General features: G+C 29.2%; 14 protein-coding genes. 11 read left to right on the top strand and 3 right to left on the bottom strand.

The features are described from left to right. Positions 1–89: 89 nt before the first annotated feature. Positions 90–623 carry a hypothetical protein gene (locus RWJ08_RS03340; protein ID WP_009354522.1) on the bottom strand — a complete coding sequence of 178 codons (534 nt, stop codon included), beginning with the start codon at positions 621–623 and terminating at the stop codon, positions 90–92. A 213-nt stretch (positions 624–836) separates the two neighbouring features. Between RWJ08_RS03340 and RWJ08_RS03335 the strand changes: the two genes are divergently transcribed. The 5 genes from RWJ08_RS03335 to RWJ08_RS03315 all read left to right on the top strand — a co-directional run bounded on the left by RWJ08_RS03335 (position 837) and on the right by RWJ08_RS03315 (position 7848). Continuing rightward, positions 837–1736: a YitT family protein gene (locus RWJ08_RS03335; protein ID WP_009355037.1), complete on the top strand. Its 900-nt coding sequence runs from the start codon at positions 837–839 to the stop codon at positions 1734–1736. A 216-nt stretch (positions 1737–1952) separates the two neighbouring features. Further along, a complete protein-coding gene (locus RWJ08_RS03330) occupies positions 1953–4517 on the top strand; it encodes a L,D-transpeptidase family protein (RefSeq protein ID WP_313961066.1) in 2565 nt (854 codons plus the stop codon). A 239-nt stretch (positions 4518–4756) separates the two neighbouring features. Further along, positions 4757–6148 carry a glycine--tRNA ligase gene (locus RWJ08_RS03325; RefSeq protein ID WP_313961065.1) on the top strand — a complete coding sequence of 464 codons (1392 nt, stop codon included), beginning with the start codon at positions 4757–4759 and terminating at the stop codon, positions 6146–6148. An 8-nt stretch (positions 6149–6156) separates the two neighbouring features. Further along, positions 6157–6423 (top strand): glutaredoxin domain-containing protein, encoded by a 267-nt coding sequence (locus tag RWJ08_RS03320; RefSeq protein WP_313961064.1) that lies wholly within the window; start codon positions 6157–6159, stop codon positions 6421–6423. Positions 6424–6432: 9 nt separating this feature from the next. Further along, positions 6433–7848, top strand: a complete 1416-nt coding sequence (locus RWJ08_RS03315) for an aminoacyl-histidine dipeptidase (protein ID WP_313961063.1) — start codon at positions 6433–6435, stop codon at positions 7846–7848. Positions 7849–7955: 107 nt separating this feature from the next. Here RWJ08_RS03315 and RWJ08_RS03310 read toward each other — a convergent pair whose 3' ends face one another. Further along, positions 7956–8153 (bottom strand): DUF1858 domain-containing protein, encoded by a 198-nt coding sequence (locus RWJ08_RS03310; protein WP_009354496.1) that lies wholly within the window; start codon positions 8151–8153, stop codon positions 7956–7958. 181 nt (positions 8154–8334) lie between these two features. Here RWJ08_RS03310 and RWJ08_RS03305 point away from each other — a divergent pair, with 181 nt between their 5' ends. From RWJ08_RS03305 to mnmA, 6 genes are all read left to right on the top strand, one after another. Further along, a complete protein-coding gene (locus RWJ08_RS03305; protein ID WP_313961062.1) occupies positions 8335–8919 on the top strand; it encodes a methyltransferase domain-containing protein in 585 nt (194 codons plus the stop codon). 39 nt (positions 8920–8958) lie between these two features. Then, positions 8959–9099: a hypothetical protein gene (locus RWJ08_RS03300; protein WP_269752366.1), complete on the top strand. Its 141-nt coding sequence runs from the start codon at positions 8959–8961 to the stop codon at positions 9097–9099. Positions 9100–9108: 9 nt separating this feature from the next. Further along, positions 9109–10380, top strand: coding sequence for an MFS transporter (locus tag RWJ08_RS03295; RefSeq protein ID WP_313961061.1), 1272 nt, complete (start codon positions 9109–9111; stop codon positions 10378–10380). A 170-nt stretch (positions 10381–10550) separates the two neighbouring features. Further along, positions 10551–11885: a phosphoglucosamine mutase gene (gene glmM / locus RWJ08_RS03290; RefSeq protein ID WP_313961060.1), complete on the top strand. Its 1335-nt coding sequence runs from the start codon at positions 10551–10553 to the stop codon at positions 11883–11885. A gap of 1 nt (position 11886) precedes the next feature. Next, complete coding sequence (locus tag RWJ08_RS03285; protein WP_313961059.1) at positions 11887–12717, top strand: DegV family protein; 831 nt, start codon at positions 11887–11889, stop codon at positions 12715–12717. 10 nt (positions 12718–12727) lie between these two features. Next, positions 12728–13804 carry a tRNA 2-thiouridine(34) synthase MnmA gene (mnmA, locus tag RWJ08_RS03280; RefSeq protein WP_313961058.1) on the top strand — a complete coding sequence of 359 codons (1077 nt, stop codon included), beginning with the start codon at positions 12728–12730 and terminating at the stop codon, positions 13802–13804. A gap of 27 nt (positions 13805–13831) precedes the next feature. Here the strand turns inward: mnmA and RWJ08_RS03275 are convergent, their stop codons facing one another. After that, positions 13832–16723 (bottom strand): transglycosylase domain-containing protein, encoded by a 2892-nt coding sequence (locus tag RWJ08_RS03275; protein WP_313961057.1) that lies wholly within the window; start codon positions 16721–16723, stop codon positions 13832–13834. Positions 16724–16799: the final 76 nt, after the last annotated feature.

Below are 16799 nucleotides of genomic sequence, written 5' to 3'. Positions count from 1 at the left end.
AATGTTTCCTGATAATTACAGGTCACATTCCTTAAAGTAATTAATTTATTTATTTGTATTATGAAAATCTAATATTAATCATTTAAGAATTATTTTAAAACTTCTCTTAGTTTTTCAAGAATATATTCATCAATCGGTTTTCCATCAATAAATGCATTTTCTCCATCTGGTAACATAATTCTAAAGAAGTTGATAATTAAATTTCCATCAACTATATAGTAATCATCTAAATGTAATGGAGCAATGTAAACTTTCAAGATTTCTTTATTATTGTTTGGAAATTCTTTGTTTAATTCTTCAATAAGATGATTTACATTAAGAACTTTTATAGGTTTTGCCATAAGTTGTGGAAGTTCAAGGTCTTCCATCATCCACATATTATTATTCCAAAATCTTTTTTCTTCTTTAGTAGCTGTAGAAAGTAATTCTCTATTTTGGATAGCAGATAAAACTCTTCTTACTGATTCTTCATTAAAATCTTTAGTCTTTATAGCTTGTAGTGGATATTGTTTAGCTACATCAACAAAAAAGCTTTCAGCAACTTTTTCTTTTTCAGCTAATGCAGTCCATAAATATAACATGGATTCGATAGTTTCTAAGTTTAATTCAATTTGTTTAATCATATAAGCCTCCAATAAATTATTAAAATTTACAATAAATATGTAAAAAATTTCATTTCTATATTTTGCATAAAAAATTTTTATGAACAATATAAAATATAGTATAAATTAATTGTAAACTTTTTTTGTAAAAAAATCAATACTTATGTAATTTACTTGTTGTAAAATTTGAAAAGTTTTGTTATACTTGTACGGTAGATTATAGGAGGGGAGATTATGAATTATAGTACATTAAGAAAAGTTATTATTACAACATTTGCATCTGTTATAGTATCTGCAGGGGTTTATTTCTTTATGGTTCCTTATAATTTGACTATTGGAGGAACAGCAGGGCTATCAATAGCATTAGCAAAATTTATTCCTGGTATACCTGTTGGGGTATTTCAACTTGGAATTAATATTATTTTGTTTATTTTAGCATTTTTACTTGTAGGAGCAGAGTTTGGTGGACTTAGTATATATGCTACAATTGTATTATCTATTTCACTTATTGCTTTTGAAAAAATATTTCCAAACATTCAACCATTGGTTGATACTCCGTTTATGAGTATGATTATAGGAGTTGGTGTTACGGCTTTTGGTATTGCTCTATCATTAAATCAAAATGCCTCAACTGGTGGAACTGATATCGTTGGAAAAATATTGAATAAGTATATTCATGTAGATTTAAGTGTTGGAGTTTTTATAGCTGATTTCTCTGTTGTAGTTATGGGTTATGCTGCTTATGGAATTAATGCTGCAATGTATGCTCTAGTTGGTATTTTATTTAATGCAGTAGTTATAGATAAAGTTCTTACTGGATACAAGACTAGAATTAAAGTTTATATTAACTCAAGAAAATGGGAGGGTATTAATGATTATATCCTTAATGAGATTGTTAGAGGAAGTACATTGTATGAAGTAAAAGGAGGTTTTAATAAGAGTCAAAGAGTTATGATTGAAACTATTCTTACAAGACCTGAATACATAAAACTTATGAATTTTATTAGAGAATTTGACAATAACGCATTTGTAAATGTTGCAACAGTTAGTGAAGTTTCTGGAGAAGGATTTAGTTACCTTACTGAAGAAAATAAAAAAGTTTTAAAAGAAAAGAATAAAACTAGAAAAATGTAATTGTAAAACTGTTATGGAGATTTGTTTCATAACAGTTTTTTATATGAAATAAACACAGTAAACATCGATTTCTTATTGACTTTTTACATAAAATTTTATATACTATAATTAGGATGATAACTATATGTTTTAAATTAAAATATATTTAATTTGATAGTATGTCTATCAAAATTAATAGTGTTTATTTATTTTCATAATTTTAATAAAGGAGGAGCTATGAAAAGAAAATTTTTATCAAGAGTTTTGTTGATTTTATCTTTATTTATGGTAAATATTCTTGTTTTAGATAATTATGAAGATAAAAATATTGTTGTTGCTGAAGGCTTTAGTGGTTGGAAAGAAGAAGACAATCAAAAGTATTTTTACCAAAATGGTAAAAAATATACTGGAAAATATCAAGATAAATATTTTGTAAATGGAAAATATGCCAACGGAATTTATGAAGGAATTCTATATAAAAATGGTGTAGAGCAAAAAGGAAAGGTTTATGTAAACAACATTTTTTATGATCCTGATGGGAAACCTGCAAATGGCTGGTATGATGATGGCACAGCATGGTATTTTTTCCAAGATGGTAAAAAACATACAGGAAAAGCTGTAGATGCAAATGGCGAAATGTATTTCGTAAATGGGAAATATGCTAATGGATATATAGATAAACTTTTCTATAAAGATGGTAAGTTAGCAGATTGGTGGTGTGATGATGGCACAGCGTGGTATTTTTTCCAAGGTGGTAAAAAACATAACGGAATTGGAAAAGATGCTAATGGAATAAGATTATTTGTAAATGGAAAATATGCCAATGGAATATATAATGATAAATTATATAAAGATGGTGTAGAGTCAAATGGTAAAATTTATGTAAATGGAATATTTTACGGATATGATAAAAAACCAGCAAATGCATGGTATGACGATGGTACAGGTCGGTATTTCTTTAAGGATGGTAAAAAGCTCACTGGAAAAGGAATAGATGCAAATGGTGAAATGTATTTCGTAAAAGGAAAATATGCCAATGGTTATGTAGATAAACTTTTTTATAAAGATGGGAAATTAGCAGATTGGTGGTGCGATGACGGAACAGCATGGTATTTTTTCCAAGGCGGGAAGAAACATAATGGAAATGGAAAAGATGCTAATGGAATAAGATATTTTGTAAACGGAAAATATGCTAATGCCTATATAGATGAGATTTTTTATAAAGATGGAGAAATCGCGAATTGGTGGTGTGATGACGGAACAGCATGGTATTTTTTCCAAGGTGGGAAGAAACATAATGGAAATGGAAAAGATGCTAACGGAATAAGGTATTTTGTAAATGGAAAATATGCCAACGGAATATATGATGATAAATTATATAAAGATGGTGTAGAGTCTGATGGTAAAACTTATGTAAATGGAATATTTTACGGATATGATAAAAAGCCAGCAAATTGGTGGTATGATGATGGAGAAGGATGGTACTTCTTTAAAGATGGTAAAAAATACACAGGAAAAGCAGTAGACGGAAATGGCGAAATGTATTTCGTAAATGGAAAATATGCAAATTGTTATATAGACGGATTGTTTTATAAAGATGGAGTAATAGCCAACTGGTGGTGTGATGACGGAACAGCATGGTATTTTTTCCAAGGTGGGAAGAAACATAATGGAAATGGAAAAGATGCTAACGGAATAAGGTATTTTGTAAATGGAAAATATGCCAATGGAAGATATAATGAAAAATTATATAAAGATGGTTTAGAATCTGCGGGGAATACTTATATAAACGGATTGTATTATGCCGAAGATAAATATTTAGCAAATGGTTGGTATGATGATGGAACTGCATGGTATTTCTTTAAAGATGGTAGAAAGCATACAGGAAAAGCTGTTGATGGAAATGGCGAGATGTATTTTATAAATGGTAAGTATGCTAATGATTATGTTGGAGGAATTTACTATAGCGAAGGTAAAATTGCAGAATGGTGGTGCGATGATGGCACAGCATGGTATTTTTTCAAGAACGGAAAAAAACTTACAGGTTTTGGAGTAGATGCCAATGGAAGAAGATATTTTGTAAATGGAAAATATGCCAATGGAAGATATAACGGAAAGTTATATAAAGATGGTTTAGAATCTGAAGGCAATACTTATATAAACGGTTTATATTTTGGAGGAGATAAATATCTAGCCAATGGTTGGTATGATGATGGATATGATTGGTATTTTTTCCGAGATGGAAGAAAACATAATGGATATGCAACAGATGAAAATGGATCAAGATATTTTGTAAACGGAAAATACGCAAATGGATATTATGGCGGAAAATCTTATATTGATGGAGTTGAAGTAGGCTTGGCGGATTCTGATTGGTACGTTTCAAATGGAATTTGGAGGTCCAAAAATACAGGTAGAAGTTGCCATGTAAATGGAAATTTTATAGTAGTAAGTTTGAGTGATCAAAAGTTATGGCTTGTTAGAAATGGAACTATAATTTCTAAAGTAGGTATTGTAAGTGGTAAGCCTTCTACACCTACTGTAACAGGAATTTTCAGTGTGCTTTCAAAGGAATATTCAAGAATTCTAAAAGGACCCGGATATGCTTCTTGGGTTCAATATTGGATGCCATTCCATGGAAGTTATGGAATTCATGATGCAAATTGGCAACCAGGTTATGCTTTTTCAGATTATTACTACTATAGAAGAGGTGGCTCACATGGTTGTATAAATGTTTATCCTGGTTCAATGGGATATATTTACAATAATTCTTATATTGGAATGAGAGTTATAGTCTATTAGTATTGATTTTAAAAAACAAATATGTTAGAATTATCTTGTTAATACTTACGTTGAACGATAAAAAATAATATGAAAATTTTAGAGAGTAGTTGTTTGGTGCAAAATTACATTTTTGTATTATGGGGAAATCGGGAGTAATTTTTTTAGAGTGATGTTTTTAACATAATTAGGGTGGAACCACGGTCATATCGTCCCTTGCGATATGGCCTTTTTGTTTATTTATTTTTAGGAGGAATATTATGAAATCAGAAAAGAGTATGGAAAAAATTGTTTCTTTATGTAAGAATAGGGGAATAATTTATCCAGGGTCAGAAATTTACGGAGGACTTGCTAACACTTGGGATTATGGTCCTTTAGGTGTTGAATTTAAAAATAATGTAAAAAAAGCTTGGTGGCAAAAATTTGTTCAACAATCTAAATATAATGTTGGTCTTGACAGTGCAATTTTGATGAATCCGGAAGTTTGGGTTGCTTCAGGTCATGTTGGAAGTTTTAGTGATCCTTTAATTGACTGTAAAGAATGTAAATCTCGTTTTAGAGCTGATAAACTTATCGAAGATTTTTATTTTGAAAATAATCTTGGAGATATAAATGTTGATGGTTGGGAAAATGAAAAAGTTGAAGAATTAATGAAAGAAAAAAATATTTGTTGTCCAAATTGTAAAAAACAAAATTTTACAGGAATAAGAAGATTTAATCTTATGTTCAAAACTTTCCAAGGTGTAACTGAGGACAGCAAATCTGAAATTTATTTAAGACCGGAAACAGCACAAGGTATTTTTGTTAATTTTAAAAATATTGCCAGAACTTCTCGAAAGAAAGTTCCTTTTGGTATTGCTCAAGTTGGAAAATCTTTTAGAAATGAAATTACTCCTGGTAATTTTACTTTTAGAACTCGTGAATTTGAACAAATGGAATTGGAATTTTTCTGTAAACCTGGAGAAGATTTAGAATGGTATGACTATTGGAAAAACTATTCTTTTAATTGGTTATTGTCTTTAGGAATGAATGAGGAAACTTTAAGACTTAGAGACCATGAACAAGAAGAATTGAGTTTTTACAGTAAAGCTACTTGTGATATAGAATTTTTATTCCCATTTGGTTGGGGAGAACTTTGGGGGATTGCAGATAGAACAGATTATGACTTATCAAGACATATTGAAGTTTCCGGCGAAGATTTGAGATATATAGACCCTGTTACAAATGAAAAATATATTCCATATTGTATTGAACCTTCACTTGGAGCAGACAGAGTTGCGTTAGCATTCTTATGTAATGCTTATGATGAAGAAGAGATAGGAGAAGGAGATGTTAGAACTGTTTTAAGACTTCATCCTGCTTTAGCTCCATTCAAGGCTGCAATTTTACCGCTTACTAAAAAATTGTCAGATAAGTCTGATGAAATTTATGATGAACTTTCAAAATATTTTATGATAGATACAGATGTTTCAGGAAGTATTGGAAAAAGATACAGAAGACAAGATGAAGTTGGGACTCCTTTCTGTATAACTGTCGATTTTGATACTTTGGAAGATGATTGTGTAACGGTTAGATTTAGAGATACTATGGAACAAGAGAGAATAAAAATCTCAGAACTAAAAGATTTTATTGAAAAGTCTTTAGAATTTTAGGAGGAATTATGGTTAAGAAAAAAGTTGTTTTTGGCTCAAGTATGTGTCCTGATTGTATTGTTATGAAAAAGGCACTTGATGAAAGAGAAGTTAAGTATTTGTATTTAGATATTACTGAAAATTTAGCAAATCTTAAAAAATTCTTAAAATTTAGAGAAGATCCTGCATTTGATTTTGCTAAGGAAAATGGTTCAATAGGTATTCCTGCAATGGTAATAAATGATGGAGAAAAAATAATTTTTAGCATAGAAGAATTTGATGAATATAATAAGTAGGAGGCAATTATGTTAGAAAATTTAAAACCTGAAAGAGTTTTTTATTATTTTGAAGAGCTAACTAAGATTCCAAGAGAATCTGGAAATGAAAAGGCAGTTAGCGATTATTTATACAGTGTTGGAAAGTCTTTAGGATTAGAAACTATTCAAGATGAAAGCAATAATATTGTTATAAGAAAACCTGCATATAAAGGTTATGAAGATCACGAACCTGTTGTTATTCAAGGACATATGGATATGGTTGCAGAAAAGGCTGACGGAGTTGAACATAATTTTCTAGTTGATCCTATTCCTGTTATTGTGGATGGAGATTGGGTTAAGACTAAAGGGACAACTCTAGGAGCTGATGATGGAATAGCAGTTGCAATGGGACTTGCCATTTTGGAAGATAAAGAAGCTAAACATCCTGCACTTGAATTACTTGTAACTACTGATGAAGAAAGAACAATGGCAGGTGCTAGAGCGGTAAAGAGAGAACTTTTAAATGGAAGAAAACTTTTAAATATTGATGCTGAAGAAGAAGGAGTACTTTTATCAGGTTGTTCAGGTGGACATAATATTATGGGTACTTTGAAAGTTAAATTTGAAGAAAATAATAAGAAAAATACTTTTGTTTTATCTGTAAATAATATGCTTGGTGGGCACTCCGGAATGGAAATTCATCAACAAAGAGGAAATTCTTTAAAATTTGCCCTTAGAGCAATGGATTTGGTAAAAGAAATTGCTGATTACAGATTGGTTAGTATTGAAGGTGGAACAAAACACAATGCAATTCCTAGAGATGCAAAAGTAATTTTTACAAGTGATGCTGACGAATTTAAAATTGATTTTTCTAAATTAATTAGTGAATATCCACTTGATAAAGATATGAGAGTTTCTATAGAAAAAGTTGAAAATACAAAAGAAGTTTTATGTAAGGGATGTCAAGAAAAAATTGAAAATGTAATTAGAAATATTCCTCATGGAGTGTATTCAATGATGGAAGAATATCCATCAATCGTTGAATGTTCTGACAATTTTGCCATGATTAAATTTGATGGAAATTTTGTTAGATTTACACTTTCATTAAGAAGTTCAAATCCTAAGACTTTTGAAGAATATACAAATATAGTTAAAAAAGTTTATGAAGAAAATGGTGTTGAATATACATTAGAAGATTATTATAAACCATGGGAGTTTGCAAAAGTTTCAAAATTAAGAGATACTGCTTTAGAAGTTTATAAAAATTTAACAGGAAAGGAAATGAAAGTTGAAGTTGTCCATGCCGCTTTAGAACCAGCAGTTTTTGTTGATACATTCCCTGAAATGGAAATGATATCAATAGGACCTACAATGAAAGATGTTCACAGTCCTGTTGAAAGATTGAATATTCCTTCAACTCAAAGAACTTTTGAATTTGTAAAAGAATTATTAGAAAAATTATAAAAATTATAAAAAATAAGTATATAATATATAAAAAATCGCGATAACTTTACTCGCGATTTTTTTATGTACTACTCACCGAACACTTTTGTGAAAGGTGAGGAATAGTTTTAATTTGAATTATTTTCGTTTAAGACTTCAAGAAGTAAATCTAAATTTAGTCCATGAACCATTGTAGCTTCTTCAAGAGTCTCCATTTGACTTGCAGGACAACCAACACAAGAAAGTCCAAAATTAAATAGGATTTCAACAGCATCCGGATGAATTTGGATAATGTCTCCTATTAGCATATCTTTTGTTATTTTCATAACTGCACCTCCTAGTTATCTTATACCCATATAATACAGGTAATTGAGAAAAAAATCAAGTTATATTTGTCTCTAAATAATAAAATTGTTAAGTTGTAAAATATCATGGTAAATATAGAATGAATGATTAGACTATTATTATTTTTTGTGATAAAATAATTAGGTTATAAGGAGGCTTATTATGAAATGTTGTAACAATAAAAAAGCAATAGATAATCTATATAAAAATATTGCTGTAAATGATAGATTAAGAGAAAGCGAAGATAGTAAAGAACTTGAAAAGAAAATAGCTCTAAGCTTAGGTTATACTTTAGAAGATTTAGAAAATGGGGCAAATCTAGGCTTGGGTTGTGGAAATCCAATTGAAAATGCAAATTTAAAATCCGGAGAAACAGTTTTAGACTTAGGTTGTGGAAAGGGAATGGATGTTTTTAAGGCTTGTAAAATAGTTGGGAAAGAAGGCTTTGTTATCGGAGTTGATAGACTCCCTGAAATGATTGAAAGAGCAAATTATATAAGAGAAAAAAAGAAGTTTTTAAATACGGACTTTAGAGTTTCAGATATAGACAATCTTAAAGTTGAGAGCAATACCGTTGACTGTGTAATTTCAAATTGTGTTATAAATTTATGCGAAGATAAGGAAAAAGTATATTCTGAAATTTTTAGAGTTTTAAAAGCTGGTGGAAGAATTTCAATTTCAGATATTGTTCAATTTAAAGAATTGCCAACTTGGGTTAAAGATGAACCGATTTTTCATGCAACTTGAGTTGCAGGATCAATAACTTCGGAGAAGTTAAAGAATATTTTGAAAAATGTTGGATTTGAGCTTTATACAATAATTGAAGAAGAGTTAACTGAAGAATACCTTGCAAAATGGGGACATAAAATAGATTTGAGAAAATATATAAGACGTGGTAAAATTTTAGCTTTTAAGCCAAAAAATTAGGAGAGAAAAATGGAAAAATTATATTCATCAATTTTTATGATTGTTTTAACTTTTATAATTATATATTTTATTTCAAAGAAATACGATTTGGATAGAAATCAAAAGTTAATATTTTGGTTGTTTGTACTTTTTTGGAGTGGAATAACAGTTGTAAGAGCATATAGAAAGCTCTATGCTATAAGTCCCATGGAAGAGGGGGGGCTTGGTTTTTCGATTGTTTTGGCTGCACAGATAACTTCAGCATACGGACTAATAAGTTGCTTTATCAGGCTGCCAATTTTTATACTGAGTGATATTTTTAATAGAAAAAAAATATTTATTCAAATTGCACTTTTTATTTTAACATTAGCATCTTTAATTGTAGTTTTAAAACCAAGCTATAATACTCTTTATTTTTCATCAATAGCTATGGGAATATGTGCATCTATGCTTGCAGTTTTCAATGTGTTGTTTTCAGAGACATTTTCTAAGGAAAAAGCTGCAATTTCAGCGTCGATTCTATCAATAGCACCGCTTTTAGCAGAATTTATAGCAGCTCCAATACAGTATTTGTCAACTTATGGTACATACAAGAATTTTAAATTGCTTTGGACACTTTCTGCCACAATTTCAATTGTAGCTTTGATATTAAGTTTTTTTGTTAAAGATGTTTCTTATTCTGCAAAGAGATTTAGCTTTGAAAAAGTTAAAAAAGTTTTTGAATTTAAAGGCTATTTATATACCTGTTTAATTGCAATTTTAGTTTCATTTATAAAGTTTTCAACGTCAGGAGCAAATATGATTGCTTATGCAAAAGTTAATTTAAATATGCCACCTATATGTTTGGCTTATATTGACGTACTATTTGCTTTTCCACAACTTATTGCAAGTGTATTAGCAGGAACTTATTTTGCAAAGAAGATAGGAATTGAAAAAACTTTAATCTTAGGTTTAGTTTCAAATCTAATATTTTATATAATTATTTTATTAACTAATTCATATATCCCTGCATTTTTTGGATATATTTTTAATGGTTTTGGCTATGGAATTGCATATACTTGCTTGATTTCAATGGCTATGCAATATTTTGAAAAAGAAGATAGAAATGTAAGTATGGGAATTTTTCAATTGTTCTTTGCTATGGGAGTCTATTTTGGAGATAGAGTTTATCTATGGATTTCAAAGTTAATACCAGAGGGAATTTTAGGATTTGAACAGAATAAATCAATTTACCTTATAGTTGTTGTCATTACTTTATTAAGTATAATAATGGCACAATTTAAAATAAAAGAGAAAAATTAAAAAAGTATTGTACTTTATTTATAATAGTATGAGAAATTTAAATTTAGTATGATAAATATAAATACATTGTTTTTTGCTATAATTAATGATTTTTTTCTTTGTTTATGATATAATTATTGTGATTATGTGTGTAATCAAGAATAAATTTAGAAAATAAAATAGGAGAAAAAATGGGTAATTATTTTGGAACAGATGGTGTAAGAGGAGTATATGGAGAAAATTTAACTGACGAACTTGCATATAAACTCGGAAAATCTGTTGGATATATTTTAAAAGATAAAGAAGAAAAGTTATTTATAATAGGTAGAGATACTAGAGAAAGTGGAAAAAATCTTGAGAGTAGTTTAGCTAAAGGCTTATTAGAAATGGGCTTTAATGTAGTTACTATTGGAATAGCGCCAACACCAACAGTTGCTTATTTAATTAAATATTTTAAAGCAGTTGGAGGAGCTGTTATTTCTGCTTCACATAATCCTTTTAAATATAATGGAATTAAGATTTTTAATGAAGATGGCTTCAAACTTTCTGATGAAATAGAATTTAAAGTTGAAAATATTTTAGATGATGAAAATTTTGACTTTGGAGAAGTTCAAGAAGGAATTTTCACTGAAGAAAAAGAGGCGGTTTCTATTTATGCGGATTATTTAAAATCAAGAGTAGATGCAGATTTTTCAAATTTAAAAATAGCAGTAGACTTTGGAAATGGGGCAAGTTATAAAATTGCAAGAAAATTATTTGAAGAGTTAGGAATGGAAGTTATTTCTTTAAATACTGCTCCTGATGGAAAGAATATTAACTTAAATTGTGGTAGTACAAATATGGAAGTAATAAGAAAAGCCGTTTTGGAAAATGATGTTGATATGGGATTTTCTTTTGATGGAGATGCAGATAGATGTTTAGCTGTTGATGAAAAAGGAAATATTATGGATGGAGATCATATTTTAGCAGCAATGGCTAAGTCGTATAAAGAAAAAGATGAACTTACAAATAATGCTGTTGTTGGAACAGTTATGAGTAATATTGGACTAAAAAAATATTTAGACTCAATAGATGTAAATTTTGTTGCAGCAAAAGTTGGAGATAGGTTCGTTCTTGAACAAATGCTTGAACATGATTACATTCTTGGAGCTGAGCAATCTGGACATATGATTTTCTTAAATGATAGTACAACTGGAGATGGGACTTTTACAGCTTTAAAGATATGTGAACTAGTTGCAAGTAGTATAAATAAATTGTCTTATTTTAATGAGCTTATGGTTTCATATCCACAAGTTTTAGTAAATGCAAAAGTTAAGCTTGAAAATAGAAATGCTTATGCACAAGATAAGGAAATAGTTGCTGAGATAAAACAAATTGAAGAAAAATTTTCAGGTAATGGAAGAGTTTTAATAAGACCTTCTGGAACTGAACCTTTAGTTAGAGTTATGATTGAAGGAGAAAATCAAGAAGAATTGGAAGTTGAAGCTAAAAAACTTGCCAAATTTATTGAAGAGAGGTTAGGATAGTATGAAAGATAGATTGATAGTTGCTGACAGTTGTTGTGATTTAACAGAGGAGATGAAAAGCAAACTAGATATCGAATTAGTTCCTTTGACATTACAACTGGATGATGTTGATTATTTAGATGATGAAAATTTAGATGTAGATAAATATATAGAAGCTATGAGAAATGCAAGTTCTATAAAAACAGCTGCTCCATCTCCTAAACTTTTTATGGATAAATTTGAAGAGGCAAAAGAAGTTTTTTGTGTAACTTTATCTGGAAAATTAAGTGCAACATATTCTAATGCATGTTTAGCAAGGACAATGGTACTTGAAAAGGGAGAAAGATTAATTCATGTTTTTGATACTAAGTCTGCTGCTTCTGGAGAAACTTTAGTTGCCTTGAAAATTCAAGAATGTATAGATAAAAAAATGGCGTTCCAAGAAATTGTTGATAATGTAACAAAATACATTTCAGAAATGAATATATTTTTTGTTTTGGAAAGTCTTGATAATTTAATAAAAAATGGAAGAATTTCTAAATTAAAAGCTATGATTGCTTCTGCTTTTTCTATAAAGCCTGTTATGCAAGGTGTTAATGGTGAAATAGATATTTATAAGAAAGTTAGAGGCTTAAAAAAAGCATATAGTGAATTAATTGATGCAATAGCTGAAAATAGTTCAAATATTGAAGAAAAAATATTGGTAATAACTCATTGTAATTGTTTGGAAAGAGCAAAAGAAATAAAGAATAAAATAGTTGAAAGATACAATTTTAAGGATATTTTGATTGTTTCTGCAAGAGGATTATCTTCTACTTACGAAAATGAGGGTGGAATAATTATCAGTTATTAGTGAGGTAATTTTGAATAAAAGAGTTATTTTAGGAATGAGTGGCGGGGTCGACAGTTGTGTTGCCTGCCATTTGTTATTGGAAGAAGGTTATGAAGTAATTGGAGTTACTATGAATTTAGTACCTAAAGGACATCTTTATGATGAAGAAAAGGGCTGTTGTTCTTTATCTTCTGTTATGGATGCAAAAATTGTTGCTGAAGCTATGGGAGTAAAGCATTATACAATGAGCTTTAGGGAAGAATTTGATAGAAAAGTAATTGAAAATTTTGTAAGAGAGTACTCTCTTGGTTACACTCCAAATCCTTGTGTTGCTTGTAATAAATACATTAAATTTAATAGCTTTGTAGAAAAAATAAAGCCTCTAAAGGCTGATTTTATTTCTACTGGACATTATGCAAAAGTTGAATTTGATAAAAATTATAATAGATACTTATTAAAAAGAGCTAAAGACTCTAAAAAAGATCAAACTTATTTTTTATACAATACAAGTCAAGAAGTTTTATCAAAGACTTTATTTCCACTTGCAGATTTAGAAAAGGAAGAAGTAAGACAAATTGCTAAAGATGAAAATATTTTGACTTATTCAAAAAAAGATAGTGAAGAAATTTGTTTTGTTCAAAATAGAGATCATGGTCTTTTTATTAGACAAAGAAATCCTGAATTGATTAAAGAAGGATACTTTATTGATGATAGGGGAAATAAACTAGGAAAGCATAATGGCATAGTCTATTATACTGTTGGTCAAAGAAAAGGTCTTGGAATTGCATTGGGTAAAAGAGTATTTGTATCTAAGATAAATGCAATAGATAATACAGTAACATTATCGGATGAAGATGCACTTTATAAAGATAAAATAAAAATAAGGGAAGAAAATTTTATACCTTTTGATACTTTAGAAAAGCCTTTGGAAGTTAGTGTAAAAGTAAGACATGGTCAAAATGAAACTAAAGGATTATTATTCTATAAAAATAATGATTTATTTGTAGAATTTAAAAAACAAGTAAGAGCCCCGAACAAAGGGCAATCAGCTGTGTTTTATTTGGATGATATTGTAATAGGTGGCGGAATAATCGATGAAGTATACTAAAAAAGAGTTGCGATTGCAACTCTTTTTTTATGGATTGTTATTTTCATTTGTGTTAGTATTAGTATCGTTAGTATTACTATTACTATCGTTATTATTGTTGTTATTATTACTGTTATTATTATTGTTATTTGTATTTGGATCATCTACTATATCAGATACATCTGATGGAGGTGGATTAATAAAGTCATCTCTAGAATAATCAGTTTTACCTGGTTTATAAGCACTAGCTTTAATATAATATTTTCTTTCTTCAACATATTGCTTTGGAGTAGATTCAGTAGCTAATTTTCCATTTCTTTTATCAATCTTATAATAAACAAAATATGATTGTTCAAATTTTGTAGGTTCAGTACCTTTTACAAAATATTCATAAACAGCTTTTCCTGATCCTTCTGTAGCTAACAATCCTGATCTGACTGAAATGTATTTCTTAATTACATTTTCAGGAGGTGGGTCAAATTTCTTTGCCTTTTTACCTTCTAAGACTATCTTATTAACTTTTCCCCAAAGAGTTGCTGCCATAGAATTATTATTATTTAGTTCTATATTTTGATTATCAAATCCAATCCATGTTCCAATAGTATAATAAGGTGAAAAACCAATGAACCAAGAGTCTCTAAGGTCACTTGTAGTACCTGTTTTACCAGCAACTTCTATTGTTGGATGTTTAGCACCAGGTGCCATAGCATCAGGTACCCCTTTAAGTATATCTCTCATAATAAACGCATTAGCATTTGACGTAACTTCTCTTTGCTTTTGATCTGGTTCTAAAATCACTTTACCTGTAGAGTCGACTACTTTTGTAAATGAAATAGGTTCAAGGTATTTTCCATCATTTGCTATTGAGGCATAAGCAGCGGTCATTTTTAAATTAGTCATACCTCTTGTCATACCACCTAAAGCCATACTTGATAAGTTTTCGTCATTATATTCAATATTTTCTGACCTTGAAACATAAGTATCATCTAATTCATTTTCTTCATTTATTAAACCAAATCTTTTCAAATATTCTTTTGATTTTTCAATTCCAATTTTTTCTAGCGTTTTAACTGCATTTACGTTTATAGACTGAACAATACTTTCTCTAAGAGTTTGAAGACCTCTATAACCATTATACCAGTTTTTTGGCCACAATTCGTGCTTATCATTATAGTGTGGAGCATCTTCAATTCCAGTAGCAGCAGTATATCCATTATCAAGTGCAGGTGTATATACTCCGATAGGTTTCATAGTAGAACCTGGTTGTCTCGGAACTCTATAAGCTCTATTTAGAGGATTACCTTTTGTTTCTCTACCTCCAATTATTGCAATTAATTCGCCTTTAGTATGGTCGATTACTACAGAAGAGGATTGTGGTTGAACTGTTCCATCTTCATCTATTTGGAAGTATTTTGAGTTTAAAGTTAAATCTCCATTATCATTTACATTATAAAAATCTTTATAAGTTTCAAAGAAAGATGCAGAAATTTTAAAAGTTTTTTCATTTTCAATAGTTAAATTTTCCTCAGGGACTTGAAAACTTCCTATTCCATGGGTTACAAGATTGTTTTGGTTATTAATAGTATAGAAACTTGATACCGCTAAAACATTTTGGTACATGGAAATTCTATTACTCTTAATTTCCAAAGATTTATCTTCGTTTATGGTAAATTCTCCTTTTGGAATTATAATATTATTATTTCCATCGATAATATTAGATTTTTTATATAATATTATCTTTCCATTAGAATCAGTTATATTATTCGATCTATCTCTTTTAAATGAGGCAAATGCAGGTCCACCACTTTTTGGGGCCTTCATAACATTTGCAAAATCACTATAAAGATTTTCTAAATTTTTCTGAATAGTTTGATCCATTGTAGAATGAATAGTCAAACCACCATTGTATATTTTATTCCAGGCTTCTTCTTTTGTATAATTATACTTTTTCATTAGCTTTTCAGCAACTTGGTATTTAACATATTCTGTGAAGTAAGTTGAAACCTCTCTCTCAAATCCCTTATTAGGCTTGATAGCAGCAAATACATCTTCTTTAAGAGCTTCTTCATATTCTTCTTTAGTTATTTTCTTAAGTTGATACATTTTTTTCAAAACATATTTTTGTCTATCTAGTACTTTAGGATTATATACTGCTTTATAAACTTGACCATTGATATTTAAATCTTTTATAACAGAAGATTCATCATTTACATTTTCTGGCTTAATAGTCTTATATAGAGAATAGTTTGATGGACTTTGAACAATAGCTGCAAGAAGTGCAGATTCTGCAATAGTCAAATCTTTTACATCTTTTGAAAAATACCCTTGACTTGCTGATTGCACACCATAGGAATGCTGCCCTAAGAAAACTCTATTTAAATAAGCTTCAAGAACACCTTCTCTTTTTAAACTATCTGTAATTTTAATTGCAAGATATGCTTCTTTCAATTTTCTTTCAATTTTCTTTTCATTAGAAAGATATAAATTTCTAGCTAATTGTTGAGCGATTGTTGAACCACCTCTAAGTCTACCTTTAGCAGTATCGAAAAGACTCTTTGCAATACCAATGGGGTCAACACCTTTATGTGTATAAAATCTTTCGTCTTCAATAGAAATAAAAGCATTTACCAAATGTTCAGGAACATCGCTTAGTTTTACAATTGTTCTATTTTCTAAGTTTTCTATTTTTTCAACTACATTTTCATCTCTATCTAAAATTTTAGAAGATTGAATCATTAGTTCATTTATATTAGACGTATCAACAACTGGAGCATCTTTCATAATATCTACGAATGTTGTTGCAAAAATTCCTGTAATTCCTGCTCCAAGCATAAGAATAGTCAATATAGTTATGGTTAAAATTTTGAAAATTGATTTTCCAGAACTTTGCTTCTTATTTTTAGGTTTTGATTGTATACTTCTTATTTTTTTCTCTGACATAAAAAACCTCCTCAAAGAACAATCATTTTGATTTTTATATAATTACTTTTATCTTATTTTTAAAATAATATAAATT

Source organism: uncultured Parvimonas sp. (assembly GCF_963524015.1).
Classification (GTDB): domain Bacteria; phylum Bacillota; class Clostridia; order Tissierellales; family Peptoniphilaceae; genus Parvimonas.
The sequence above is the reverse complement of the archived record's forward strand: the minus strand, read 5'-3'. Positions and strand labels throughout refer to the sequence as shown.